Source organism: Stenotrophomonas sp. HMWF023 (genome assembly GCF_003060985.1).
Classification (GTDB): domain Bacteria; phylum Pseudomonadota; class Gammaproteobacteria; order Xanthomonadales; family Xanthomonadaceae; genus Stenotrophomonas; species Stenotrophomonas lactitubi.
This window is the reverse complement of record NZ_QAIJ01000301.1, coordinates 13,083-39,162: the sequence shown is the minus strand read 5'-3', so window position 1 is coordinate 39,162 and position 26,080 is coordinate 13,083. Positions and strand designations below refer to the sequence as shown.

The following is a 26,080-nucleotide window of genomic DNA, read 5'->3' as shown; positions in this document are numbered from 1 at the left end:
CCACCGCCAGTGGCCGGCGGCGCGATCTTCCGGCCCAACGCCTGCAGCCACGCCGCGCGACCGGGCTTCAGCAGCGCCAGTGCCAGCGCGCCACGCAGCTTGCGCACGGTGCCGGGCGCCTGCTTTTTCAGCACCACCCAGGCACTGACCAGCACGGCCACCGCGATGATCAGGTACTGGATCAGCAGGCCGGCGTCCATCAGCCGCCCCCCAGCGCCACGGTCACCTGGTAGGTGATCAGCGCCGCGACAAAGGCCGCAGCAAACAGGTAGAACGCCGAGAAGCCCATCGTCTTCCACGAGTTGGTCTCGCGCTTGATGGTGGCCAGCGTCGAAATGCACATCGGCGCGTAGATGAACCACACCAGCAAGGCCAGGCCGGTGGCCAGCGACCAGCCGTCGGCCACCACCGGCGACAGTGCGGAGATCGCCGCATCGTCATCGGCAGCCGACAGCGCATACACCGTCGCCAGCGACGATACCGCCACTTCGCGCGCGGCAAGGCCCGGAATCAGCGCGATGCAGATCTGCCAGTTGAAGCCCAGCGGCGCGAAGATCGCGGTCATCGCATGGCCGATCTGGCCGGCGTAGCTGTAGTCGATGGCCGGCATCGTCGCATCGGCGGGTGCGCCCGGGAACGACAGCAGGAACCACAGCAGGATGGTCAGCGCCAGGATGATGCCGCCGACGCGCTTGAGGAAGATCATGCCGCGCTCGTACAGGCCGACGGCGAGGTCGCGCGGATGCGGAATACGGTACGACGGCAGCTCCAGCATCAGCGGGTGCTCGCTCTTGTCGCGACGCCACTTCTTCATCACCCACGACATCACCAGCGCGCTGAGGATGCCGGCCACGTACAGGCCGAACAGCACCAGGCCCTGCTGGTTGAAGATGCCGATCTTGCCGGCCGGAATGAACGCGCCGATCAGCAGCGCATACACGGGCAGGCGCGCCGAGCAGGTCATCAGCGGTGCCACCAGGATCGTGGCCAGGCGGTCACGCGGGTCCTGGATGCTGCGGGTGGCCATGATGCCCGGCACGGCACAGGCGAAGCTGGACAGCAGCGGGATGAACGAACGACCGGACAAGCCCGCCGCCGCCATCATGCGATCCAGCAGGAACGCAGCGCGCGGCAGGTAACCCGACTCCTCCAGTGCCAGGATGAAGGCGAACAGGATCAGGATCTGCGGCAGGAACACCACCACGCCACCCAGGCCGGCGATGATGCCGTCGGTCAGCAGGCTGGTCAGCGGCCCTGCCGGCAACACGCTGGCGGCCAGTTCACCCAGCCAGGCAAAGCCGGCCTCGATGCCATCCATCAGCGGCGTCGCCCAGGCGAACACCGCCTGGAAGATCAGGAACATCACCACGACCAGGGTGATCAGGCCGAACACCGGATGCAGCAGCCAGCGGTCGAGCGTGTCGTCGATCTTGGCGGTCCGCGCCGGCATGCGCACGGCGGCGGCCAGGATCGCGCGCACCTGCGCGTGGTAGTCCACGCCACTCTCAACACCGGCCAGCGGCGCATCCAGGTGCGGCACCATCGTGTCCAGGCGCTCCACCAGCGCGCGCGCGCCCTGCTTGCGCACCGCCACGGTTTCCACCACCGGCACACCGATCTCGCGCTCCAGCGCGGCAACATCGATCTGGATGCCGCGACGCTGCGCGGCGTCGACCATGTTCAGGGCGATGATCATCGGCTTGCCCAGCTCGCGCAGTTCCAAGGCGAAACGCAGGTGCAGGCGCAGGTTGGTGGCGTCGATCACGCACAGAAGAACGTCCGGCGCGGCCTCACCCGGGTAGAAGCCCCGGCACAGGTCGCGGGTGATCGCCTCGTCGAGGCTGGCCGGATGCAGGCTGTAGGCGCCCGGCAGGTCGAGCACGGCGAACTCTCGGCCGGACGGCGCACGCAGACGGCCTTCCTTGCGCTCGACAGTAACGCCGGTGTAGTTGGCGACCTTCTGCCGGCTGCCGGTCAGCTGGTTGAACAGGGCGGTCTTGCCGCTGTTGGGATTGCCGACCAGCGCGATGCGCAGCGGGGCGGTGGTTGCGGTGGCGCTCATGCGCGTCGCTCCTGGCTGGCCGGGTCGATGACCACGCGCCGGGCCTCACTGATACGCAGCGCGAAACGGGTGAACCCGACCTGCACCAGCAGCGGCTCGCCGCCGACCGGACCTCGCGCCACCAGGCGCACTTCCTCACCCTTGACGAAGCCCAGCTCGCGCAGGCGCCGGGCGATGGCATCGTTGGCATGCAGATCCTGCACGGAATCGACCACGGCCGAGGTGTGCAGGGGCAGTTCGGACAGCGTCATCTAGCGTGTTCTCTGCTGGATGTAAATGGTTCTCGATTCTAACATTCCCGCGTCGCGTCATGGCCCATGACCAATGGCCCGCTATGATCCATACAGGTATGGAGCAACCCCCGGAATCCCATGAACGATGCTTTGCAGATCGAGCGCAATGGCGCTGTCCTGACCCTCTGGCTGAACCGGCCGGAGCTGCACAACGCCTTCGATGCCGGCCTGATCGCCCGGCTGACCGCGGCCCTGGAAGCGGCCGGCCGCGATGACACGGTACGCACGGTGGTGGTGGCCGGCCACGGCGCCTCCTTCTCCGCTGGTGCCGACATGCAGTGGATGCGCGGCATGGCCACGGCCAGCGAGGCGGACAACCGCGAGGACGCGCTGGCCCTGGCCCGGCTGATGCGCACCCTGGACGAGCTGCCCAAGCCGACCCTGGCCCGGGTCCACGGCGCCGCCTTCGGTGGCGGTGTCGGTTTGGTGGCCTGCTGCGATATCGCCATCGCCACCAGCGCCGCCCGCTTCGGCCTGACCGAAAGCCGGCTGGGCCTGCTGCCGGCAGTGATCTCGCCCTATGTAATCGAAGCCATCGGCAGCCGCCAGGCCCGTCGCTGGTTCGCTACCGGCGAGCACTTCGACGCCGACACCGCCCTGCGTATCGGCCTGATCCACCATCTGGTGGAGCCCGAACGGCTGGACGAGGCGGTACAGCGGCAGCTGGCCCTGCTCGACAAAGCCGGGCCGATCGCCTCGGCCTCGGCCAAGCTGCTGGTCCGGCAGGTGCGCGACGCCGATGATCGCGACAGCCTGGACCGCGACAATGCCGCCCTGATCGCCCGCCTGCGGGTGTCGGCCGAAGGCCAGGAAGGCCTGGGCGCGTTCCTCGACAAGCGCGCCCCGCACTGGGTCACGGAGGCCTGACATGCTGGACCATATCGGTTTGAACAGCGGTGACCTGCCGCGCAGCAAGGCCTTCTTCCTGCAGGCGCTGGCACCGCTGCAGATCGGCCTGGTGATGGAGGTCAGTGCCGAACAGACCGGCGCCCACGACCACGTGGGTTTCGGCAACCACGGCAAGCCCTTCTTCTGGCTGGGCAATGCGGCGCCCCTCAGCCAGGGTGTGCACGTGGCCTTCGTCTGCGGCGAACGCGCCCAGGTTGATGCGTTCCACGCCGCCGCCCTGGCCGCAGGTGGCCGCGACAACGGAGCGCCCGGCCTGCGCCCGTGGTACCACCCGGACTACTACGCCGCCTTCGTGATCGACCCCGATGGCAACAACATCGAGGCGGTCTGCCACCTGCCCGGGTAGGCCCTTCCGCCACAACCAGGCGCAGGCGTGGCCGCTTGTGCGACCCGCCTGCGTATCTCATCTGGCAGCCTGGCGAAGACCGGGCCGCCCCCGTTTCCCAGGAACCGCCGTGACCCCAGTCGATCCCATCTGCCCTGCCCGTCCCGCCTCGCCTGCCGTGGGGGTGCCGCGATGAGCGATTTCGTCCGCATCGTCGAAGTCGGGCCGCGCGATGGCCTGCAGAACGAAAAGCAGGCCGTGGCCACCGCCGACAAGATCGCCCTGATCGATCGCCTGTCGGCCACCGGCCTGCGTACCATCGAGGCGACCAGCTTCGTCAGCCCGCGCTGGGTCCCGCAGTTGGCCGACGCGGCCGAGGTCTATGCCGGCATCCAGCGCCGCCCGGGCATCGCCTATCCGGTACTGGTGCCGAACGAACAGGGCTACGACCGTGCGCGCGCGGTCGGCGTGCAGGAAATCGCGGTGTTCACCGCTGCATCGGAAGCCTTCAACCGCACCAACACCAACGCCGGCATCGATGAATCGCTGGCCCGTTTCGAGCCGATCCTGCGCCGTGCGGCGGCTGATGGTGTGCGCGTGCGTGGTTACGTCTCCACTGTGCTCGGCTGCCCGTACCAAGGCGAGGTGCCGCTGGCCGACGTTGTGCGTGTGGCCCGTGCCCTGCATCAAATGGGGTGTTACGAAATCTCGCTGGGCGACACCATCGGCGTCGGTACGCCGCGCAAGGCCCGCTCGATGCTGCAGGCAGTGGCTGCCGAGATCCCGATGAGCGCACTGGCCGTGCACTTCCACGATACCTATGGCCAGGCCATCGCCAACATCGCGGCCTGCCTGGAAGAAGGCGTGCGCGTGGTCGACAGCGCCGTGTCCGGGGCCGGCGGCTGCCCGTACGCGAAGGGCGCCAGCGGCAACGTGGCCAGCGAGGACGTGGTGTACCTGCTGCAGGGCCTGGGCCTGGAGTGCGGTGTCGACCTGCCATCGCTGGCCGAGACCGGCCGTTGGCTGGCCGGGCTGCTCGGCCGTGCTACCGCCAGCCGCGTCGGGCAGGCGCTGGCGGCGACATGAACGACAGCGGCCCGCGCGACCGTCCGGCCATCGGCGATGCTTCCGCCGCAACCGACAACGCGCTGGCCGCTCTGGACGCGGCGCTGGCCGCATCCCCGTCGCCGGCCCAGGCCAGGCTGCTGCGCCAGGCGCGACAAGCCTTGGCCGATGCACAGCAGCGCGAACTGGATACCCAGGCCCGCTACGCCGCGCTGTTCGACGCCGTGCCTGACCCGGTCAGCATCCTCAGCGCCGAAGGCGTGGTGCTGGACGTCAACCGTGCCGGCATCGTCGCCTACGACCGCCCGCGCGAAGACATCGTCGGCCAGCCGATCGAACTGCTCAACCCGGACCTGCCCAGCGACCACCTGCAACCGGTGTGGGAAGCGCTGAACCGCGGCGACACCTACGTCATCGAAGTGACCAACATGCGCGGCGATGGCAGTCGCTTTCCGGTGGAGGTGCATTCGGCCGGCTTCCAGGACCGTGGCCAGCCCTGCATCGTCGCCGTCGCCCGCGACCTGAGCGGGCGCTGGCGCGCAGAGTCCCGCTATCGCCTGTTGATGGAATCGATCGACAAGGGCGTGATCCTGTTCGACCGTGATCTGCGCGTTTTGTCCGCCAACCCCGCAGCACACCGCATCCTCGGCCTCACCGGTGGTGGCGTGGGCTTGAATTCGATGCTCGATCCCGAAGCCTGGATCATCGTCGACGAACACGGCCATCCGCTGACCCAGTCACAGTGGCCGACCAGCCGCTGCTTCCAGGCCGGGCGGATGATCCGCAGCACCATCATCGGCCTGTACCACCGACCACGCGGCCGCATGCTGTGGTTGTCCACCACCAACGTGCCGGTATTCGGCACCGGGTGCGACCAGGCCGACCATGTCTATGCGATGTTCAGTGACATCACCGAACTGAAGCGCAACAACACCCTGTTCGCGCGCGCGCAGTCACTGGCCCACATCGGCGGCTGGGAGTGGGATCGCGGCCTGCCGCGCCTGTACCTCACCGATGAGGCGCGGCGCATCGTCGGCCAGCCGGCCGATCTTGAGGACATGCCGGACCTGCTGGACTGCCTGCGCAGCGACGACCGCGCCGCCCTGCAGCAGGCGCTGGCCGACACCATCGAACACCGCAGCAGCTTCGGCCTGGAGCTGCAGGGCCAGCGCCGCGATGGCCACTCGTTCTGGATCCGGATGATCGGCGAGGTCTCGGCCGGCGATGTCGATGCCGCGCGCATCACCGGCACCGTGCAGGACATCACCGAGCGCAAGCAGGCCGAGGAAACGCTGCGCGTGCAGGCGCGCACCGACCCGCTGACCGGCATCATGAACCGCGATGCGGTGCTGAGCGATCTCGGCGTGCGCATGGACAGCCCCAGCCACGACCGCGTGGCCGTGCTGTACATCGACCTGGACCGGTTCAAGGTGGTCAACGACCTGCTCGGGCACAACGCCGGTGATGAACTGTTGATCGAAGCGACCCGGCGCATCGCCACCGCGATCGGCACCGAAGGCCTGCTTGCACGCTTTGGCGGCGACGAGTTCCTGGTGATCTGTGACCTGCGTGACCAGCCCGACCAGGCCGAACAACTGGCCGAGCGCATCACCGCGGCCTTCTCGGCACCGTTCCAGCTGGGCAGCGACGAGTTCCCGGTCACCGCCAGCATCGGCATCGCCCGTGCACCGCGCGATGGCGACCGGCCGCAGCAGCTGATCCAGAACGCCGACACGGCGATGTACGAGTGCAAGCGACGCACCCGCAACGGCTGGCAGGTGTTCTCCCCGGAACTGGCACAGCGCCAGCATGACCGCCTGCAGATCGAGAGCCGCCTGCACAAGGCCCTCGATGGCGACGAGTTCCACCTGGTCTACCAGCCACAGGTCAACCTGCGCAGCGGCGCCACCATCGCCTGCGAGGCGCTGATGCGCTGGCACAACACCCAGCTGGGGCAGATGCGCCCGGACCTGTTCATCCGCCACGCCGAGCACACCGGCGACATCGTGCGCATCGGCCAATGGGCCTTGCGCGAAGCGTGCCGGCAGGTACGGCAATGGCAGGACGACGGGCTCGGCCTGGTGCGGGTGGCCGTCAATGTGTCCTGGCGACAGTTCGTCGGGGAGGATCTCGCCCGCTGGGTGCGGCAGGTGCTGGACGAGTTCGGCCTGCCCGGCAGCGTGCTGGAGCTGGAGTTCACCGAGCGGGTGCTGATCGAGGATGCGCCGGACACCCTGCGCACCTTTGCCCGCCTGCGCGAGATGGGGGTGATGCTGACCATCGACGACTTCGGCGAAGGCTACAGCGCGCTGAACTACCTTCGCCGGCTGCCCATCCATGGGCTGAAGCTGAGCCAGCTGTTTGTCGAAGGCATCCCTCGCAACCGCTCGGATGTGGCGGTATGCGAGGCGGTCTGCGCGATTGCCCGCAGCCTCGGCCTGGGCGTGGTAGCCGAGGGCGTGGAAACCGAGCCGCAACGGCAGTGCCTGCTCGACCTGGGGGTGACCGTCGGCCAGGGCTTCCTGTTCGCCCACGGCCTGCCCGCCGCGGACTTCGAGCGCCGCCTGCGCCGCGCCCGCGAACTGGGCTGAGGCCGGCGGCGCAGTGCACAACGGCGGCTGCCACCGCTTCCGTTAGAATCGGCGGTTCTTGAACCTGCAGGACCGTGCAATGCAGCTGTCTTCCGTACGTGCCGTGATCACTGGCGGCGTCTCCGGCCTCGGCCTGGCCGTGGCCCAGCACCTGGTTGCCCAGGGCGGCAAGGTCGCCCTGTTCGACCTCAACGACGCCAAGGGCGCGGCCGCTGTTGCCGGGCTGGGGCAGGACAACGCCCGCTATTTCAATGTCAACGTCAGTGATGAAGCGTCCGTGTCGGCGGCCATCGACCAGGCCTGCGATTTCCTCGGCGGCCTGAATGTCGCCATGAACTGCGCCGGCATCCTCGGCGCTGGCCGCGTGCTGGGCAAGGAAGGCCCGATGCCGCTGGCCGGGTTCCAGGGCACGGTGATGGTCAATCTGGTCGGCAGCTTCAATGTCGCCAAGGCCGCGGCCAACCGCATGCAGCACAACGAGGCCGGCGTGGACGGCGAGCGTGGCGTCATCATCAACACCGCCAGCGTTGCCGCCTACGAAGGGCAGATCGGCCAGGCCGCCTACTCCGCTTCCAAGGGCGGCGTGGTGGCAATGACCCTGCCGATGGCCCGCGAGCTGTCGCGCTTCGGCATCCGCGTCAACACCATCGCACCGGGCGTGTTCTGGACGCCTATGGTCGATGGCATGCCCGAAGCCGTGCAGGCATCGCTGGCCGCATCGATCCCGTTCCCGTCGCGCCTGGGCAAGCCGGAAGACTTCGCCAGCCTGGTCGGCCACATCCTCGGCAACACCTATATCAACGGCGAGACCATCCGCCTGGACGGCGCCACCCGGCTCGCTCCGAAGTGATTCCCCCCGGGCGCCGGGACGGCGTCCTCCCCCAACGACCAACATCATCATGAAAGCCAACGACATCAAGAAGGGCAACGTCGTCGAGTTCAACAACGGCGTCTACCAGATCCGCGACATCGAGCGCAGCTCGCCGCAGGGTCGCGGCGGCAACGTCCGCTTCCGCTTCATCATGTACAGCGTGCCGGGCGGCAACAAGCTCGATGCCAGCTTCGATGCCGACGACAACCTGGTCGAAGTCGAACTGCTGCGCCGCCAGTCCACCTACTCGTACAAGGACGGCGATGCGTTCGTGTTCCTGGACGACGAGGACTACACCCCCTACACCCTGGACGCGGACGTGATCGGCGATGACGCCGGCTACATCACCGACGGCCTGACCGGCATCTACGTGCAGGTGATCGACGATCTGCCGGTGGCGATCCAGTTGCCGGCCTCGGTGGTGCTGGAAGTGGTCGAGACCCCACCGGAACTGAAGGGTGGCACCGCCACCAAGCGCCCGAAGCCGGCCAAGCTCAACACCGGCATCGAAATCATGGTGCCGGAATACATCGTCAACGGTGAGCGTGTGCTGGTGAACACCAGCACCGGCGAATTTGCTGGCCGTGCCGATTGACCGCGCTGCGCTGATCGCCTGCCTGTCCCTGCTTGCGGCATGCTCGCCGCAGGCAGCGGACAACGGCGCAGGTGGTGCCACGCCAGAGGCCGTAGCGGTCGATCCGGTGGCTCCCATCGCACCGGCAGCGGCGTCGCCCGCGGCCCTGCAGGAACCTGCCGAGGAGTCCTCTGCTGCCAGCCTGCCCTCGAGTTACGAGGAACTGGAACAGGCCCGTGCTGCCGCTGGCTGCGCGGTGTCCAACGACGTGTACGACATCGAAGACATACGCATCTACTGTCAGATGCCCGACGACGTGCAGGCGTTTCTCGCGCGCGAAAACACCTGCCAGCATTTCGCCGGCGAAGAGCCCTACGACGACGAGCGCCGTCGAGAGCTCGAAGAGGCCAGCGCGACGTACTGCGAGGGTCGCGAGAAGATCTTCACCGATCTGGTCGCGCGGCATCGCGGTGACTGTGCGATCCGCACGGCGCTGATCGGGATCAACAGCCGCTACGACCTGGTGTTCGAGCTGGACTTGAAGCCCTGCGAGGACTGACCGATCAACGCCGGGCATGGCCCGGCGCTACCGATCCGCGGAACCACGCGTTACTTCGCGCCGAAGTTGCCACAACCGTGGTACTGGCGCGTGCCCACGGTCAACATCGCCTTCGCCTCGAACGCTTCACCGCTCATATCGTCCTGGCAGGTGGTGCGCTGGAAGCTCAGCTTGATGTCGGTGCCATCGGCCGCCTTGCCGACCCAGCCGTCTGCGCCCTCGGTCGGTTTGGCGACCGCGAAGCGGCGCTCGCCGTAGTCGACCTCCACCTGCAGGCCCGGTGCATCACCATCGACGACGGCCAGCCATCCCGGCTCGTTGCCGGTGGCACGGAACGCGGCGTTGCCGGCACTGCCATCGCCCTCGGTGGCTTCCACCGCGCCACACTCACGGTCCGCTTCGCCCTTCAGGCTGAGCAGCGCTTCATCGCTGCCGCGGGTCCAGAAGCTGTTGCCCTTGCCATCGGCATACTTCGCACCGGAGGCCGCACGTTCGGAGGACATCGCGAAACTGCGCTCGTCGATCACAACCGTCGCTGCGTCCTCACCATTGAAGGTCGCGCGCACATCGAGATCGCCGCAGCGATAGAGGGTTTCGCTGCCGCCGCCATCAACAGCGGCAGCCACAGGTGCCGGTGCCGGCACTGGCGTTGCGGCCACATCGCCTGCGCCGCTGGAGGCGGGCGTTTGGGCCGGCTGGCAGGCGCTCAGCGCAAGGCCGAGGGAGGCAGCCAACAGACTGGAAATTACACGCATGGCTCGACTCCTTGTCGAAACTACAGAGACCTTGGACCCTACCACCTGCACGCAAACGGGGCCTGAAAGCTGCATGACCATGTTCAGCCTGCCAGCACCGTCATCGACAGCAGTTGCGCGCCGCTGGCACCGGAAGCGCTTGTCCAGACGCGCAACAGGCGCATGCGCTGCGTGTGTTCGCGTCCCAGCCAGTGCACATGCAGCTGAACATCGCCGGATAACAACGCCAGGCGTCCACACAGCAGCATTTCCACCGCATGCACCTGCAGCGCGTGAATCTGCAGACGGCCTTGCCGCCAGTCCTGTAACCAGGGCAGTTCGAGCATCCGGCCGCCGTGCCCGTCCATCATGAACAACACCGGTGACAGCAACGCAGTGGCAGCACCATGGTCACCGGCCAGCAGCGCATCCCGCAGCTGCTGCTCCAGCACGCGCAACTGCGCCTCGTACAGGCCCTCAGGGCTCCTGTTTTCCATCCACCTGCTTTCCATCCACCTGCTTTCCATCCACGCTTCCTCCCGGCGTCGGCCGGCGTCGGCGCAGGCGCTGCGCAAGCCAATGCTGCGCGCCCTGCACCACCACATAGAACACCGGCACGAAGAACACGGCCAACACGGTCGCACTGACCATGCCGCCGAACACGCCGGTACCGATGGCCTGTTGCGTTTCCTTTGAAGCCCCCTGCGCCAGCATCAGCGGTACCACACCCAGCGCGAACGCCAGCGAGGTCATCACGATCGGCCGCAGTCGCAGGCGTGCCGCTTCGATGGTCGCCTCGACCAGGCCGCGTCCCTGCTGTTGCAGCTGGCGGGCGAACTCGACGATCAGGATCGCGTTCTTCGCCGAAAGCCCGATCACCGTGATCATGCCGACCTTGAAAAACACATCATTGGGCATCTCGCGCAGCAGCACTGCAGCAACGGCGCCGAGCAGGCCCAACGGCACCACCAGCATCACCGCCAGCGGGATCGACCAGCTCTCGTACAGCGCCGCCAGCACCAGGAACACCACCAGCATCGACAGCAGCAGCAACCACGGCGCCTGTGCGCCGGACTCACGCTCCTGCAGCGACTGGCTGGTCCACTGCAGGGCAAAGCCCGCTGGCAGCTGCTGTGCAAGGCGCTCCATCTCGATCATCGCCTGACCGGTGGAGACCCCGCTGGCGGGTGCGCCGGACAGGTTCAATGCCGGGAACCCCAGGTAACGCTGCAGCTGCAGCGGCGCCTCGGTCCAGTGCGCGGTGACCAGTTCGGACAACGCCACCATGCCGCCCTCGCTGTTGCGGACATACAGCTTCAACACATCCTCCAGCTGCATGCGGTGCGGCGCATCGGCCTGCACGATCACCTGCTGCATGCGCCCGCGATTGGGAAAATCGTTGACGTACTGCGAGCCCATCGCCGCCGACAGCGTTGCACTGATGTCGGTGAACGCCACACCCATCGCCTCGGCCTTGGCGCGATCGATGTCCAGCCGCACGTTGCTGCCCGCCGGCAAGCCATCGGCATGCACTTCGGCCAGCAACGGACTGGCCTCTGCCAGTTTCAGCAACTGCTGCAGGGCGGCCCGCAGCGCGGCCTGGCCCTGCCCGGTACGTGCCTGCAGCGCCAACGAGAACCCGGAGGAACGGCCAAGACTGTCGATGGCCGGCGGCATCACGCTCATCACCTCGCCTTCCGGGACCGTCGCCATGGCCTGCTGCGCCGCCTTCACCTCATCCACCGCGGTGCTGCCGCCGCGCTCACCCCAGTCCTTCAGCATGGTGTAGGTCAGTGCGGCGCTCGGGCCGGAACCGGAGAAGCTGTAGCCGAGGATGGCCTGGTTGGACGCGATCGCCGGCCGCGAGGCGACGTGCTGCTCGTAGGCTTCGACCACCGCCAGCGTGCGTTCGGCGGTTGCTTCGGCCGGCAGCTGGATGGAGGTCATGAAATAGCCCTGGTCCTCTTCCGGCAGGAACGCACCCGGCAACCAATGCAGGCCGATCAGCAGTGCCACCAGCAAGGCAGCGAACAGGCCCATCACCCGGCCACTGCGCCGCAGTACCGCCGCCACGCCCTGCTGGTAACGTCCGGTCATCTGCTCGAAGCCACGGTTGAACGCACCGAACAGACCGCCGCGGCCATGGTGACCACGCGTGCCCTGGCGCAGCAGCGTCGCGCACAACGCCGGGGTCAGGCTCAGCGCCAGCAGTGCCGAGAACAGGATGGACACCGACATCGCCACACTGAACTGGCGGTAGATGGCACCGACCGAGCCACTGGCCAGCGCCATCGGGATGAATACCGCGGTCAGCACCAGGGTGATGCCGATCACCGCACCGGTCAGCTCACGCATCGCCTTGATCGTGGCCTCGCGCGGCGGCAGGCCCTCTTCGGCCATGATCCGCTCCACGCCCTCCACCACCACGATCGCATCGTCAACAATGATGCCGATCGCCAGCACCATGCCGAACATGGTCAATACGTTGATCGAGAAACCCAGCGCCAGCATCACCGCAAAGGTGCCCAACAGTGCGATCGGCGCGACCAGGGCGGGGATCAGCGTGTAGCGCCAGTTCTGCAGGAACAGGTACATCACCGCAAACACCAGCAGCATCGCCTCGACCAGGGTCTGCAGCACCTTCTGGATCGATACCTTGACGAAGGGCGCGGTGTCGAACGGAATGCTGGATTCAACACCGTGCGGCAGCAGCGGCTGCAGGTCGGCCATGCGTTCGCGCACAGCCGTGGCGGTACGCACTGCGTTCGCACCGGGGCGCAGCTGCACGCCGGCGGCCGTCGCCGGATAGCCATCTTCGCGCGTGCCCCAGGCATAGCTCTGCGCACCCAGCTCGACCCGGGCGACATCACCAAGCAGCACCCGCGAACCATCGGCGCCGGCGCGCAGCACGATCGCCGCGAACTGTTCGGGCGTGGACAGCTGGCCCTCGGCACTCAAGGGCACGGTGATGCGCTGGCCGGGAACACCGGGCGAATCGCCGATGCGACCCGGGGAAATCTCCAGGTTCTGCTGCTCGATCGCGCTGGCCACATCGCCCATGGTCAGGCCGTAGCCGGTCAGCCGGGTCGGGTCCAGCCAGATCCGCATCGCCTGTTCGGCACCGAACAGCTGCACGCGGCCGACACCGTCGATGCGGCGCAGCTCTTCGATGATGTTGCGCGCCATGAAATCGCCCAGCGCCGCTTCGCTGACACTGCCATCGGGTGAGCGCAGGCCCACCAGCATCAGGAAGCCGGAGTCGGCAGCCTCGACGAACAGGCCGTTCTGGCGCACGCTGCGTGGCAGGCGCGGCTCGATTGCCTTGATCCGGTTCTGCACGTCCACCTGTGCCAGCTCCGGATCGGTGCCGGGCTTGAAGGTGGCGGTGATCGACGCTTCGCCGGAGGTGTCCACCGACGATTCGAAGTACAGCAGATGCTTGACGCTGGACAGCTCACGCTCGATCAGGCCGACCACCGCATCATTCAGCGTCTGTGGGCTGGCGCCGGGATAGCTGGCATAGATGCTGACGCTGGGCGGTGCGACCGCCGGATAGCGTTCGACCGCCAGCCGCGGAATGGCCAGCACGCCGGCCAGGATGACGAAGATCGCCAGCACCCAGGCAAACACCGGGCGATCGATGAAGAAACGGGCCATGTCGTAGTGTCCTGGAAGGGCTCAGCCCTGGCTTTTGGATGTCGGCGCTGCGCTGGCACTGGCGACCGGCACCTGCCAGTCGCGCGGATCGACCAGCACGCCCTCCTGCAGGCGCTCCTGGCCTTCCACCACGACCTTCTCGCCCGCCTTCAGGCCATGCCGCACCAACCATTGCCGGTTGACGCTGCCGTCCACCTCCAGCGTGCGGATCACTGCTTTGCCATCGGCGGCGATGACCCAGGCATAGGCCTGGCCACCGGCGCTGCGCAGCACCGCCTGCTGTGGCAGCAGCAGCGCGCTGGCCGGCGCACCGCGCGGCACCCGCGCACGCACGTACATGCCCGGCAACAGCTGCCGCTCAGGGTTGTCGACCAGGATGCGCAGGATCACATCACCGGTGCGTGCATCGACATTGACACCGGAGAACAACAGCCGGCCGCGCTCGGGCAGCGGCGTACCCGCCGCGCCGATGATCGTCACCGGCAGCTCGCCGTCCACCGCACCGCGCCGCAGGGACTGCAGCTGCGATGCAGGCTGGCGCACGTCCACATAGACCTGGTCGATCTGCTGCACCACCGCCATCGGCTCGGCATCGGCGACGCCGACCAGCGCGCCTTCGGTCACCAATGCCTGGTCGATGCGGCCATCGATCGGTGCACTGACCGTCGCGTAGCGCAGGTCGAGCTGGCGTCGCGCCAGGATCGCCCGCGCTTCGTTGACCGCTGCGCGGGCCTGCTCGTGCTCGGCGCTGGCATCGTCGCGATGCTGCTGGCTGACCGCCTGCGCGGCGGCCAGTGCCTGCAGCCGCTGTGACTGCACCCGGCTGCGGCCAAGGGCGGCCTCGCTGCGCTGCAGGGCCGCCAGCGCCGAATCGACGTCAGCGCGGAACGCCGCCGGGTCGATCTGGAACAGTGGTTGCCCGGCATGTACTTCCGCACCCTGCTCGAACATCCGACGCTGCACGATGCCGCCAACCTGCGCACGGATCTGCGCGGTGCGTACCGCCGTCACCCGACCGGGAAGTTCATCATCGCGCTGCACCACCTGCGGGCCAACGGTCACCACGCTGACACGTGGCACGGCTTCGACGGCGGGTTCGGGGCGGGAGCAGGCCGTCATGGCCAAGGCGAAGGTCGCGACCAGCGCAACCGGAGTCCTGAAGGTTCTCATTGCTGTGCACAGTGCCGCAGACGCGGCTGACGAATCATGAAGCGCGCAGTGTGCGTGGCGATGATGGGGTTTCGATGGAGGAACTGTGGAGATACGATGGAGGGCAAGCACCTTCCGGCCTCGCCTTGCCATGCATGCCTCCCCTGCCCTCGCGGCGCTGGTCCTGATCGTCGAGGACGAAGCCGAGATCGCCGACATTCTTGCCGCCTACCTTGAACGCGAGGGCCTGCGCACCCTGCGTGCGGCCGATGGCCAGATTGCCTTGGACATGCATCGCAGCATGCGCCCGGACCTTGTACTGCTGGACGTGCAGCTGCCGCGGCTGGATGGCTGGAGCGTGCTGACCCAGCTGCGCCAGCGCGGCGAAACGCCGGTCATCATGCTGACCGCGCTGGACCAGGATCTGGACAAGCTGACCGCACTGCGGATGGGCGCCGATGACTATGTAGTCAAACCGTTCAACCCCGCCGAGGTGGCGGCACGCGTTCGCGCAGTACTGCGGCGTACGCTGCGCAGTTCGCGGGCGGATGCGCCCAGTGCCCTGCGCGTCGGCCCGCTGCTGATCGACACCGCCACCCACGCCGTGCATGTGGAAGGCGACGGCTACAGCCACGAGCTGCTGCTGACGCTGACCGAGTTCAAGCTGCTGCATTGCATGGCATTGGCGCCGTCACGGATCTTCAGCCGCAGCGAACTGATGCACGAATGCCTGCCGGAAAGCGAAGCACTGGAACGCACCGTGGACAGCCATGTCAGCAAGCTGCGGCGCAAGCTGGACGAAGTGGGCCTCACCCAGATTCCGGCCAGCGTGCGCGGTGTCGGCTACCGACTGATGGCCGACCGCTGATGCGCCGCTCCGGGCTCAGCCGGCACATCATCGTGTCGATGTCGCTGATGGTCGTCGGCGTCATCGTGATGGTGATCCTCTCTTCGTGGCTGCTGTATGCCGTACTGATCGAGTTCTTCCCGGCCAGCGCCGAGGAGCCGGAAGGATGGCTGCCAAGCGGACCGGAGCTGGCGTGGATGGTCGGGGTGATCCTGACCGGACTGGCGCTGGCGATCGCCGCCTCGTTCCGCCTGGCCCACCGCATCCTGTCGCCGCTCAATTCACTGGTGGACAGCGTACGCGCGCTGGCGGGCGGCGATCTCGGCGCGCGCGCCACGGCCGAGGCCAACTCCCCCGGCGAGGTCGCAGCGCTGGTGGACGACTTCAACGCGATGGCGCGCCGCCTGCAGCATATGGAAAGCGAACGGGTGATGTGGCACGCGGCCATCGCCCACGAACTGCGCACGCCGGTGACGATCCTGCGCGGTCGCCTGCAGGGCCTGGCCGAGGGCGTTTTCCAACCTGATGAGTCGCAGTTCCGCAGCCTGCTGGCGCAGGTCGAGGGCCTGTCGCGGCTGATCGAAGACCTGCGGGTGCTGAGCCTGGCCGACAATGCCCGCCTCGATGTGCGCCGCGCCCGCACCGACGTGGTGGCCGAAGTGCATTCGGTGATGACCCTGGTCGATCCCGCCTTCCGCAGCGCCGGCTTCGTGCTGGAGCTGGAAACCAGTCGCGAGGAACACCCAGCTCATTGTGACCCGACGCGGTTGCGGCAGGCGCTGCTGGCCTTGCTGGAGAACGCGCGCCGCTATGCCAACCCGGGCAAGGTACGCATCGCCGTGCATGACACCGTGGCCCACGTGCAGGTGGCGATCGAGGACGAAGGCCCGGGTATCGACCCGGCCCTGCACGCGGACATCTTCAATCCGTTCATGCGCGGCGATGGCTCACGATCGCGCCTGGGCGGTGGCAGTGGCCTTGGCCTGGCCGTGGTCAAGGCCATCGCCGATGCGCACGGCGGCCAGGTCTACTGCACCCCGGGCACAGCCGGAGGCAGTCGTTTCGTCATCGAGCTGCCGCGCCAGTAGGCGGCACTTCGGCCGCCTGCTCACGCACGCGCGCACCCAACGCCGCCAGATTGTTGTCGATGTCATCCAGTTCACGCCGCTGCGACGCCGCCAGCTGTGCGCGCAGCTGCACGCGCAGTGCCTGCCAGGCGGGTACCGTCTGTGCGCTGGCAGCGGCCACTGCCCGTGCAACTTCCGCCTGTTCTTCCGCCTGCGGCAGGCCGTAACCAGCGTCGGCCAGCAACTGGCCCGGCCGCAACCACTGGCCGCTCTGTTCCAGCAATGCGCGCAGCGAACGGGTGGCCGCGCTGTCCGGGTCGGCCAGCAACCGTCGCTTCAGTGCGTCGCGTGACCGCAGTTCCGCGCGCCGCTGCGCCGCCTGTTCCAGCAACAGCAAGCCGGCACTGGCGCGCACATCACCGCGCAGCAACCACGGTGCGCGCTGTTGCGCCGGCAGCGCCAGCCATGCGCGCACATCGCGCGCCGGCAACACCATCTGCGCAGCGGCGATCGCGAACAACTGCTGGTAGTGGTCGCGCGCGGACGCAAAGTAATAGCCCTGCGCTTGGGCCTGCGCGGGATCGGCCAGCACCTGCTCATCCAGGGCATGCAGCCGCGCCAGCCGTCGCCGCAACCCGCGCGGGCTCAGCTGTGCCAGGCCGGCTTCGCCCAGACGCGGAACGCCTGCCTGCAGCAGCTTCGCCGTCTCCACCGCGCAGTTGTTGCTGACGAAGTAGTAGCGGCCGTCATAGCTCCAGTGCACCTGTGCCGTGCGCTCGAGCAGGCTGGCGATCTCGCTGCGGTCCAGCTGCAGCGGCAGCGAGGCCAGTCCGCGCAGCTCGACCTTGGTGTACTCGTCCACCACCTGCTGCAGCGGCAGCACGAACAGGCGCGAAGGATAGCCACCGGTCAGGCCGCGCCAGTTGGAAATCTGCACGTCGCCGACGAAGGCGCGGAAGGACAGCACCCGGTGATGCTCCAGGTCCAGCCGGCAGTCCGGTCCCGGTGCGCGGCCGGGCCGGCAGATCACCAGCCGCAGCATGCTGTGGCCCCAGCGGCTCATCGGCTGCGCACTGCCTTCGGCGAACAGATAGTCCACGGCGTACACCCGGGCCGGGTCCAGTGCCAGCAGCGAAGCGGCGCCCTCTTCCGCGTCGGCCTGCAGCAACGGGACCGTGCCCGTGCAGTGCGGCGCAGGCAGCGATGGCGGCGTACCGAAGTGCGTCCGATACCATTGCGCCAGTGCCGGGCGGCGACACGCGAACTCGGCATCGAGCACGAAGTGTTCGGCGTTCACTGCCAGGTACTCGGCTGGGTCCGTCAGTTCGTAGGCATCGGGGCTACGGTCGTGGAAGGCATTGTCACCGCGACCAAGATGCCATGGCTTGCGCTGCCAACCTGCAAGGTCACGCCAGCGGGCGCTGCGCGACCAGTTCGCGCCGCCACGGTCGGCGACGTGGGCCAGTTCGTGCACCAGTGCGCTGCGCCGCGCGCGGCGGGCACCGGGCACATCGTCGTCCAGCAGATCGCGGCGCAACGCGATGCGTCCGGCGAAGGCACGGCCATGTACATGGGCCGGCAGGTCGTCACGCCAGCCGACCTGCACCTGCGCGGGCAATGCACGCAGCAGGCCGTCGGGCAGTAGCGACTGCACATCACTCAGTGTCTGCGTCGCCACCTGCTGCTGTGCAGGATCGAGACCGGACGGATCGAGCTGCAGGCGCTCAGCCGCATGCGCAGCGTGAGCGACCAGCAGTAGAGCCACGCCATGCGTGGCTGCTGTTGCGGTCCGCGTGCGGGGGTTCAGCCGAGCATGGCTCGGCTCTACAGAAAGCGATGACGCGGAGGTCATGCTGCCCGGATCAACGCGCCAGAAGCGCGCGCGCCAGCTGCAGGTCGCTCTGCTGCTGTGCAGCTGCATCCTGCTCGCGCAGGTGCACCAGTGCCGCCTGCAGGCGTGCGCCACGGATCTGGCCATCGCTGGCGACAAAAGCCGCCGCATCATCGCGTGCAGCCAGCACCACCTTGTCATCGCCCGAACTGCTGCCCGAGGAACCCGAAGAGGCGCCCGTCGCCGACCCGGCCGAGGTGCCGGCAAAGCTCGAAGCGAAGCCGGCCAGCGGCAGGGACAACAGGGCAAGCAGCAGAAGCGGACGGATCATGGTCAGAGAGTTCATTGATTGGGTGGGTGGAGCGTAACGGCTGGGTGAAGTCTTTGCCCGTGTCAAAGGTCGAACAATTTGCCGGGATTCAGCCGCCCTTCGGGATCGAACGCGCGCTTGACCGCCTTCATCAACCCTATCTCGGCCGGGCCACGGGTGCTGTCCAGGTAGCCCTTCTTGACCAGGCCGATACCGTGTTCGGCTGAAATGCTGCCATTGAAGCGCGCCAGCACCTGCGCCAGCAGCTTGGTCACGTGCTCGCACTGGGTCACGAAGTCGGCATCGCTGGTGTCATCCGGCTTGAGCACATTGATGTGCAGGTTGCCGTCACCGATATGGCCGAACCAGACCACATCGAAATGCGGGTAGGCGTCGCCGATCAGCGCCTGGGTCTCGGCCAGGAACGCCGGCATCGACGAGATCCGCACCGAGACATCGTTCTTGTAAGGCTTGTAGCGCGCCAGCGCCTCGGTGATGCCCTCGCGCAGGCGCCACAGCTGCGCCGCCTGGGCATCGCTGGCACTGATCACCCCGTCGCTGACCCAGCCATTGCCCATGCAGTCTTCGAAGGCGGCCATTGCCGCAGCTTCCTGCGCTTCATCGCCGGCAGCGAACTCGGTCACCACGTAGTAGGGGTGTACTTCATCGAACGGTGCCTGCGCGCCGTGTGACAGCACGTGCTCCAGCGCACGGTCGGTGAAGAATTCGAAGGCCTGCAGCTGCAGTCGCGCGCGGAACGCGGCGAACACCTGCATCAGCACGTCGAAGCTGGGCAGCGCCAACAGCATCACGTTGCTGGCCGGCGGCGGGTCGGTGAGTTTCACCGTGGCCTCGACGATCACACCCAGGGTGCCCTCCGAACCAATCATCAGCTGGCGGAAATCGTAGCCGCTGGAGTTCTTGATCAGGCCCTTGTTGAGCTCCAGCAGTTCGCCCGTGGCGGTGACCACCTTCAGTCCTGCGATCCATTCACGGGTATTGCCGTAGCGGATCACCCGGATGCCACCGGCATTGGTGGCGATGTTGCCGCCGATCGAACACGAGCCGCGTGCAGCGAAGTCCACCGGATAGATGAGGCCGTGCTCCAGCGCGGCGTTGTGCAGCGCCTCCAGCGGCATGCCGGCCTGCACCACCAGGGTGCGGTCGACGGCATCGTAATCCAGCGCCTTGTTCATCCGCTCCAGGCTCAGCACCAGCTCGCCATTGGCCGCTACCGCGCCACCGGACAGGCCGGTGCGACCACCGGACGGAACCACCGCCACACCCTCGGCCGCGCTCCAGCGCATCACTGCCTGCACTTCATCGACCGTGACCGGCAACGCGATCGCCAGCGGCGCCGGCGTCCAGCGCCGGGTCCAGTCGCGACCGTAATGCTCCAGGTCGGCAGGGTCGGTCTTCAGCTTCAGGCCGGGACAGGCCTGCTGCAACGAGGCAATGCGGGAATCGGTCATGACGGTCCAGCGCGGTGCGTGAAGAACGGGCAAGCGTGCCAGCGGCCGGGCCCAGCGTCCAGCCCTGCAACACCTTCGATAGCTGCAGTTGCAACCATTTGCGCACTGCACCATGGGCGTTGCGATCTGGCATAGTGGTCAGCCCCTGTCCCACTGGCCGTGCCGCCCCATGTCGCCGAAGAAGACCTCGTTCCCGAAGCAGGATATCCGCGTGCTGTTGCTGGAGGGGGTCAGCCAGACCGCCGTGGAGGTGTTCAGCGCCGCCGGCTACAGCCAGATCGAGGCGCACACCAAGGCGCTGCCCGAGGACGAACTGAAGGCGCGGATCGCCGAAGCGCACATCGTCGGCATCCGTTCGCGCACCCAGCTCAGCGCCGAGGTGCTGGCCGAGGCCAAGCGCCTGATCGCGGTCGGCTGCTTCTGCATCGGCACCAACCAGGTCGACCTGGATGCGGCCGAGCTGGCCGGCATTCCGGTATTCAACGCGCCCTACTCCAATACCCGCAGCGTCGCCGAGCTGGTGATCGCCGAAGCGATCATGCTGACCCGTGGCATCCCGCAGAAGAACGCCGAATGCCATCGCGGCGGCTGGTCCAAGTCGGCCAGCGGCAGCCATGAGGTGCGCGGCAAGGTGCTGGGCATCATCGGCTACGGGCATATCGGCACCCAGGTGGGCGTACTGGCCGAATCGCTGGGCATGCAGGTGATCTTCCACGACGTGGAAACCAAGCTGTCGCTGGGCAATGCCCGTGCCGCGGCCAGCCTGGATGACCTGCTGGCGCGCGCCGACATCGTCACCCTGCACGTGCCGGAGACGCCGTCCACGCAGTGGATGATCGGCGCCACCGAGCTGGCGAAGATGCGCCCTGGCGCGCACCTGATCAACGCTGCCCGCGGCACCGTGGTCGACATCGATGCGCTGGATGCTGCGCTGGCCAGCGGCCACATCAGCGGCGCTGCGCTGGACGTGTTCCCGGTCGAGCCAAAGGGCAACGGCGATATCTTCGAATCGCCGCTGACCCGCCACGACAACGTGATCCTGACCCCGCACGTGGGCGGCAGCACGCTGGAAGCGCAGGACAACATCGGCATCGAAGTGGCCGCCAAGCTGGTGCGCTACAGCGACAACGGCAGCACCCTGTCGGCGGTCAACTTCCCGGAAGTGACCCTGCCCGAACACGCCGACAGCCTGCGACTGCTGCACATCCACCAGAACGTGCCGGGCGTGCTGTCCAAGGTCAACGAGATCTTCTCGCGGCACAACGTCAACATCGACGGCCAGTTCCTGCGCACCGACCCGAAGGTCGGTTACGTGGTGATCGACATCACCGCCAGCGAGGAACAGGCCAGCGCAGTGCGCGACGAGCTGGCGGCAATTCCAGGTACGTTGCGCACGCGCATCCTGTATTGAGTGACGCGCCGCCGGGCATGGCCCGGCGGAACGCATCCGGCACCACGCCATCCACGCATGGCGTGGCTCTACTGGCAATGCGCCGTCCACGCATGGCGTGGATCTACTGGCAATGCGCCGTCCACGCATGGCGTGGATCTACTGGCAATGCGCTATCCACGCATGGCGTGGATCTACTGGTGGGGCAATTCCCTGGTAGATCCACGCCATGCGTGGATGGGTTTTCTCAGAACCTTGCCGCGTGCAGATTCTTGTAGAAGTCCCAGTGAATCAGGATCCTGTCATGGGCAGACAAAAAAAGGGTGTCTACGAAATCCAGCTCGTCTGCATGTATTAGCCAGTCCTCCAGGCAAGCATCCAGCGCAGGAACCGCGTCGTCTGCCTGAATGATGGTCAACACGGCGCTGGGAACCAGCCCGATGGCCGCTGCCGTCGCTCTCAGCTCATGCCCCAAGCGCTCGCGAGCAACCCCGGTCGTTTCCAGACGCTGTGAAATCCGCCCCCAGTCAATGGAGGTGACCACCGGCAACGTCGCCTTGATCAGCGCGAGCGCGGCCTGTTCCTTCGCCTCCTCGCAAGCATGGGCCGCAATGAACGCCGTGCAGGATTCGGAAAACATCAGCGGGCCAGCCACCGCCGCGCCATGCGCTGCATTGATTCGTCCGACTGCGGATCACTGGCGACCTCGGCCACCGGGCGCCAGGCCAACTCCAGCGACTCTTCGCTGAGCACGAAATCCTCTCCGCCCAGCGCACGGATCACGAAACGCACGTCGTAGTGCCAGTGCCCCGGCACGTCTTTGCGTTCCGGAATCCAATGCTTGTCCAGGTCGAAGATCGCCGGATCGTCCAGCACCAGTCCGGTCAGGCCGGACTCCTCTTCGGCCTCCTTCAGCGCCACCCGGGCCAGGTCGCGGTCGCCGTCGGCGTGGCCACCCAGCTGCAGCCAGCGCTGCAGCTTGCGATGGTGGGTCAGCAGCAGGCGCTGGCCGTCTGCGCTGACCAGCCAGCAGCTGGCGGTGAAATGGCCTGCCAGCCGCTCGCGGCGGAAAGCATCTTCTACATCGTCGATCAATGTGCCGAATTCGGCAGCCAAGGCGTCGTGGGCGGGTTCTTTGTGCGCATAGTCATGCAGCAGGGTGCGCAGGTGATCGTCAAGCACGGCAAGGGATTCGGTGGTTTCGCTCATGAATGCGGGGTGCCCGGAAAAATACCGGCCATTATCGCCGCTCATTGTTGCGTTTGCGCTTGTGCGGTGCCTTCAGCATTGGCTAAGGTACAGCGGGCCGTTTGCGCGGCCTTCACCATTCGGGCCGCTGGCAATGTACCGGCAGCCCTCCCAATCCGATCATCAGGAAGTACTGCATGCTGAAAGCTCTGTTGAGGGTCAAGCCGGTCGAACCGGCCGGGCACGTCGATGCCGGCGAACCCATCGAAGGCAGCCTGGATGGCGAAGCCACGTTGAAACGGACCCTCACGGCGAAACACCTCATCATGCTTGGCATTGGTGCGGTGATCGGCGCAGGTATTTTCGTCCTCACCGGCCAGGCCGCGGCCAACCACGCCGGTCCGGCGGTGATGCTGTCGTTCGTGTTCGCCGGCATCGCCTGCGCGCTGGCCGGCCTGTGCTACGCCGAATTCGCAGCGATGATGCCGGTCTCCGGCAGCGCCTACTCCTACTCCTATGCCACCCTCGGCGAAGGCATGGCCTGGTTCATCGGCTGGTGCCTGGTGCTGGAGTACCTGTTCGCCTCGGCCTCGGTCGCGGTGGGCTGGTCGGCGTACCTGATCAGCTTCATCACCACCACCCTGCACATGCCGTTCCCGGATGCGCTGAGTGCGGCGCCGATCGCCTGGAACGGGCACGAGTTCGCCGCCTCCGGCAAGCTGTTCAACCTGCCGGCGGTGCTGATCGTGGCGGCGGTGACCGGCCTGCTGTACGTGGGCGTGACCCAGTCTGCGTTCGTCAATGCGATAATTGTTGCCATCAAGGTGTTCGTGATCTGCCTGTTCGTGGGCATCGGCGCGGCCCACGTGGACCCGGCCAACTGGCACCCGTTCATCCCGGAAAACACCGGCGTGTCCGGCGAGTTCGGCTGGAGCGGCGTGTTCCGCGCGGCCACCATCGTGTTCTTCGCCTACATCGGCTTCGATGCGGTCTCCACCGCCGCCGGTGAAACCAAGGACCCGCAGCGCAACATGCCGATCGGCCTGCTCGGCTCGCTGGCGGTCTGCACCATCGTCTACATCATCGTCTGCGCGGTGCTGACCGGCATGCTGCCGTACCACCTGCTGGGCACCGACAAGCCGGTGGCCACCGCGCTGGAAGCCTACCCGAGCCTGTCCTGGCTGAAGACCGCCGTGGAAATCGGCGCGATTGCCGGCCTGTCCTCGGTGGTGCTGGTGATGATGATGGGCCAGACCCGCATCGCTTACACCATCTCGCGCGACGGCCTGCTGCCCAAGGTGTTCGGCAAGGTCCACAAGCGCTTCCGCACGCCGTACTGGGCCACGATCGTGGTCGGCGTGGTCGCCGCCTCGCTGGCCGGCCTGGTGCCGCTGAACGTGCTCGGCGAACTGGTGTCGATGGGTACCCTGCTGGCCTTCGCCACGGTCTGCGTGGGCGTGCTGATCCTGCGCTACAGCCGCCCGGAGCTGCACCGTCCGTTCCGCGTGCCGATGGTGTGGGTGATCTGCCCGCTGGGCGCGCTGTCGTGCCTGTTCCTGTTCTGGCAGGCGTTCGTGGTGCACTGGCACCTGTTCGTGGGCTGGACCCTGCTGGGCCTGCTGATCTACTTCGGCTACGGCATCCGCCACAGCAAGCTGGCCAAGTCGCCCTGATCCTCCCGACGGGCTGGCCACTGCGCCGGCCCGTCGATATCCGCAAGCATTTCCGCCCGCGCCCCGTCACCGGGCGCATCGCACAAGACCACCACACATGTTCAAGCAACTGTGGGCTACCAAGCACCCGCACGCCGCCCATGAAGACGCCAATGGCCTGAGCCTGCGTCGCCACCTCGGCCCCTGGGGCCTGACCGCGCTGGGCATCGGCGCGGTGATCGGCGGCGGCATCTTCGTCATCACCGGCCAGGCCGCCGCCAACCACGCCGGCCCGGCCATCATGCTGTCGTTCGTGCTGGCCGCGATCTGCTGCGCCTTCTGCGCCCTGGCCTATGCCGAGTTCGCGGCGATGGTGCCGGTCTCCGGCAGCGCCTATACCTATACCTACGCCACCTTCGGCGAGCTCTCGGCCTGGTTCATCGGCTGGATGCTGGTGCTCGAGTACGGCGTCTCCGCCTCGGCGGTGGCGGTCAGCTGGACCGGCTATTTCCTCAGCCTGCTCAGCCATTTCGACATCCATCTACCAGCAGCGCTGGTCAGTGCCCCATTGGACGCGCAGCTGCGCCCGACCGGTGCCATCGCCAACATTCCCGCCGCGATCCTGGTATTGCTGCTGACCTGGTTGTGCTACGTCGGCATCAGCAAATCGTCGGCGATGAACATGGCCATGGTCATCCTCAAGACCGGCCTGATCGTGCTGGTGATCGTGGTCGGCTGGAAGTACGTGGACACCAGCAACTGGACCCCGTTCATCCCGGCCAACGAAGGCCCCGGCAAGTACGGCATGGAAGGCGTCCTGCGCGGCGCGGCGATGGTGTTCTTCGCCTACATCGGCTTCGAAGCGGTATCGGTGGCTGCGCAGGAATCACACAAGCCGCAGCGCGACATGCCGATCGGCATGATGCTGTCGCTGGTGATCTGCACGGTGCTTTACATCGCGATGGCTGCGGTCATGACCGGCCTGGTGCCCTACCAGCTGCTGGGCACCGATGAGCCGGTGGTGACCGCCGTGGCCGCGCATCCGCAGCTGGGCTGGTTGCGGGTGGTGGTGGAGATCGGTGCATTGATCGGCCTGTCCTCGGTGGTGCTGGTGATGATCATCGGCCAGCCGCGCATTTTCATGATCATGGGGCGCGACGGCCTGTTGCCGCCGGTGTTCACCAAGATCCACCCGAAGTACCGCACGCCGCATATCAACACGGTCATCACCGGCATCGGCATCGCCCTGCTGGCGGCGCTGTTCCCGCTGGACATCCTCGGTGAACTGACCTCGATGGGCACGCTGATCGCCTTCGCCGCGGTCTGTGCTGGTGTACTGATCCTGCGCCGCACACAGCCGGACCTGCCGCGTCCGTTCCGTATCCGGGGCGCGTGGCTGGTCTGCAGCCTGGGCGTGCTGAGCTGCCTGGCGCTGCTGTCGGCGATGACGCTGCACAACTGGATGCTGATGGGCGTGTGGACGTTTGTCGGCTTCGTGATCTACTTCTTCTACGGGTTCAAGCACAGCCGTCTG

The 26,080-nt window shown here is 67.1% G+C and carries 24 protein-coding genes; 12 read left to right on the top strand and 12 right to left on the bottom strand.

Annotated elements, in window-relative coordinates:
* From DBR20_RS17725 to DBR20_RS17715, 3 genes are all read right to left on the bottom strand, one after another.
* The coding region (locus tag DBR20_RS17725; protein WP_258223417.1) for a DUF6587 family protein at positions 1-200 on the bottom strand (200 nt) is incomplete at its 3' end.
* Positions 200-2,062: a ferrous iron transport protein B gene (feoB, locus tag DBR20_RS17720; RefSeq protein WP_108267327.1), complete on the bottom strand. Its 1,863-nt coding sequence runs from the start codon at positions 2,060-2,062 to the stop codon at positions 200-202. The genes DBR20_RS17725 and feoB, both read right to left, overlap by 1 nt.
* Entirely contained in the window at positions 2,059-2,313 is a 255-nt protein-coding gene (locus tag DBR20_RS17715) for a FeoA family protein (RefSeq protein ID WP_089240906.1), read from the bottom strand. The genes feoB and DBR20_RS17715 overlap by 4 nt, the downstream gene beginning before the upstream one ends.
* A 120-nt stretch (positions 2,314-2,433) precedes the next feature.
* On the opposite strand from DBR20_RS17715, the gene DBR20_RS17710 reads away from it, so the two are divergent.
* From DBR20_RS17710 to DBR20_RS17680, 7 genes are all read left to right on the top strand, one after another.
* Positions 2,434-3,222, top strand: coding sequence for an enoyl-CoA hydratase-related protein (locus DBR20_RS17710; RefSeq protein WP_099818343.1), 789 nt, complete (start codon positions 2,434-2,436; stop codon positions 3,220-3,222).
* Between the two features lies 1 nt (position 3,223).
* Positions 3,224-3,610, top strand: a complete 387-nt coding sequence (locus tag DBR20_RS17705; protein WP_108267325.1) for a VOC family protein — start codon at positions 3,224-3,226, stop codon at positions 3,608-3,610.
* A 171-nt stretch (positions 3,611-3,781) separates the two neighbouring features.
* Entirely contained in the window at positions 3,782-4,675 is an 894-nt protein-coding gene (locus DBR20_RS17700) for a hydroxymethylglutaryl-CoA lyase (RefSeq protein ID WP_108267323.1), read from the top strand.
* Complete coding sequence (locus tag DBR20_RS17695) at positions 4,672-7,245, top strand: EAL domain-containing protein (protein WP_108267321.1); 2,574 nt, start codon at positions 4,672-4,674, stop codon at positions 7,243-7,245. The genes DBR20_RS17700 and DBR20_RS17695 overlap by 4 nt, the downstream gene beginning before the upstream one ends.
* Before the next feature lie 79 nt (positions 7,246-7,324).
* Positions 7,325-8,095 carry an SDR family NAD(P)-dependent oxidoreductase gene (locus DBR20_RS17690; protein WP_108267319.1) on the top strand — a complete coding sequence of 257 codons (771 nt, stop codon included), beginning with the start codon at positions 7,325-7,327 and terminating at the stop codon, positions 8,093-8,095.
* A 49-nt stretch (positions 8,096-8,144) separates the two neighbouring features.
* The gene (yeiP, locus tag DBR20_RS17685; protein ID WP_089240894.1) at positions 8,145-8,711 is read left to right on the top strand and encodes an elongation factor P-like protein YeiP; all 567 of its coding nucleotides are present in this window, start codon (positions 8,145-8,147) and stop codon (positions 8,709-8,711) included.
* Positions 8,701-9,249: a hypothetical protein gene (locus DBR20_RS17680; protein ID WP_108267339.1), complete on the top strand. Its 549-nt coding sequence runs from the start codon at positions 8,701-8,703 to the stop codon at positions 9,247-9,249. Before yeiP ends, DBR20_RS17680 begins: the two co-directional genes overlap by 11 nt.
* A gap of 50 nt (positions 9,250-9,299) precedes the next feature.
* Here the strand turns inward: DBR20_RS17680 and DBR20_RS17675 are convergent, their stop codons facing one another.
* From DBR20_RS17675 to DBR20_RS17660, 4 genes are all read right to left on the bottom strand, one after another.
* On the bottom strand, positions 9,300-10,004 hold the full coding sequence (locus tag DBR20_RS17675; RefSeq protein ID WP_108267317.1) for an MliC family protein: 705 nt from the start codon (positions 10,002-10,004) through the stop codon (positions 9,300-9,302).
* Between the two features lie 83 nt (positions 10,005-10,087).
* Positions 10,088-10,480 (bottom strand): nuclear transport factor 2 family protein, encoded by a 393-nt coding sequence (locus tag DBR20_RS17670; protein WP_108267315.1) that lies wholly within the window; start codon positions 10,478-10,480, stop codon positions 10,088-10,090.
* Positions 10,461-13,640, bottom strand: coding sequence for a multidrug efflux RND transporter permease subunit (locus DBR20_RS17665; protein WP_108267313.1), 3,180 nt, complete (start codon positions 13,638-13,640; stop codon positions 10,461-10,463). The genes DBR20_RS17670 and DBR20_RS17665 overlap by 20 nt, the downstream gene beginning before the upstream one ends.
* 21 nt (positions 13,641-13,661) lie before the next feature.
* On the bottom strand, positions 13,662-14,810 hold the full coding sequence (locus DBR20_RS17660) for an efflux RND transporter periplasmic adaptor subunit (protein WP_108267311.1): 1,149 nt from the start codon (positions 14,808-14,810) through the stop codon (positions 13,662-13,664).
* Positions 14,811-14,940: 130 nt separating this feature from the next.
* Between DBR20_RS17660 and DBR20_RS17655 the strand changes: the two genes are divergently transcribed.
* Positions 14,941-15,657 carry a response regulator gene (locus DBR20_RS17655; RefSeq protein ID WP_089240884.1) on the top strand — a complete coding sequence of 239 codons (717 nt, stop codon included), beginning with the start codon at positions 14,941-14,943 and terminating at the stop codon, positions 15,655-15,657.
* Positions 15,657-16,724, top strand: coding sequence for an ATP-binding protein (locus DBR20_RS17650; RefSeq protein ID WP_108267309.1), 1,068 nt, complete (start codon positions 15,657-15,659; stop codon positions 16,722-16,724). The genes DBR20_RS17655 and DBR20_RS17650 overlap by 1 nt, the downstream gene beginning before the upstream one ends.
* Here DBR20_RS17650 and DBR20_RS17645 read toward each other — a convergent pair.
* The 3 genes from DBR20_RS17645 to DBR20_RS17635 all read right to left on the bottom strand — a co-directional run bounded on the left by DBR20_RS17645 (position 16,702) and on the right by DBR20_RS17635 (position 20,316).
* A complete protein-coding gene (locus DBR20_RS17645; protein WP_258223416.1) occupies positions 16,702-18,468 on the bottom strand; it encodes a DUF4105 domain-containing protein in 1,767 nt (588 codons plus the stop codon). The two genes, DBR20_RS17650 and DBR20_RS17645, sit on opposite strands and share 23 nt — an antisense overlap.
* Positions 18,469-18,565: 97 nt before the next feature.
* Positions 18,566-18,865: a DUF2388 domain-containing protein gene (locus DBR20_RS17640; RefSeq protein WP_089240880.1), complete on the bottom strand. Its 300-nt coding sequence runs from the start codon at positions 18,863-18,865 to the stop codon at positions 18,566-18,568.
* A gap of 62 nt (positions 18,866-18,927) precedes the next feature.
* Complete coding sequence (locus DBR20_RS17635) at positions 18,928-20,316, bottom strand: FAD-binding oxidoreductase (protein WP_108267307.1); 1,389 nt, start codon at positions 20,314-20,316, stop codon at positions 18,928-18,930.
* Positions 20,317-20,485: 169 nt separating this feature from the next.
* Between DBR20_RS17635 and serA the strand changes: the two genes are divergently transcribed.
* Positions 20,486-21,727, top strand: a complete 1,242-nt coding sequence (gene serA, locus DBR20_RS17630) for a phosphoglycerate dehydrogenase (protein WP_108267305.1) — start codon at positions 20,486-20,488, stop codon at positions 21,725-21,727.
* Positions 21,728-21,953: 226 nt separating this feature from the next.
* On the opposite strand, the gene DBR20_RS17625 is transcribed toward serA, so the two are convergent.
* Both DBR20_RS17625 and DBR20_RS17620 read right to left on the bottom strand, forming a co-directional pair.
* Positions 21,954-22,346: a hypothetical protein gene (locus DBR20_RS17625; RefSeq protein WP_108267303.1), complete on the bottom strand. Its 393-nt coding sequence runs from the start codon at positions 22,344-22,346 to the stop codon at positions 21,954-21,956.
* On the bottom strand, positions 22,346-22,960 hold the full coding sequence (locus DBR20_RS17620; protein WP_108267301.1) for an NUDIX hydrolase: 615 nt from the start codon (positions 22,958-22,960) through the stop codon (positions 22,346-22,348). The genes DBR20_RS17625 and DBR20_RS17620 overlap by 1 nt, the downstream gene beginning before the upstream one ends.
* Positions 22,961-23,091: 131 nt before the next feature.
* Here DBR20_RS17620 and DBR20_RS17615 point away from each other — a divergent pair, with 131 nt between their 5' ends.
* Together DBR20_RS17615 and DBR20_RS17610 are read left to right on the top strand one after the other, a co-directional pair.
* Entirely contained in the window at positions 23,092-24,567 is a 1,476-nt protein-coding gene (locus tag DBR20_RS17615) for an amino acid permease (RefSeq protein ID WP_108267299.1), read from the top strand.
* A 97-nt stretch (positions 24,568-24,664) separates the two neighbouring features.
* Positions 24,665-26,080 (top strand): amino acid permease (locus DBR20_RS17610; RefSeq protein ID WP_108267297.1); only part of this gene is annotated, 1,416 nt, incomplete at its 3' end.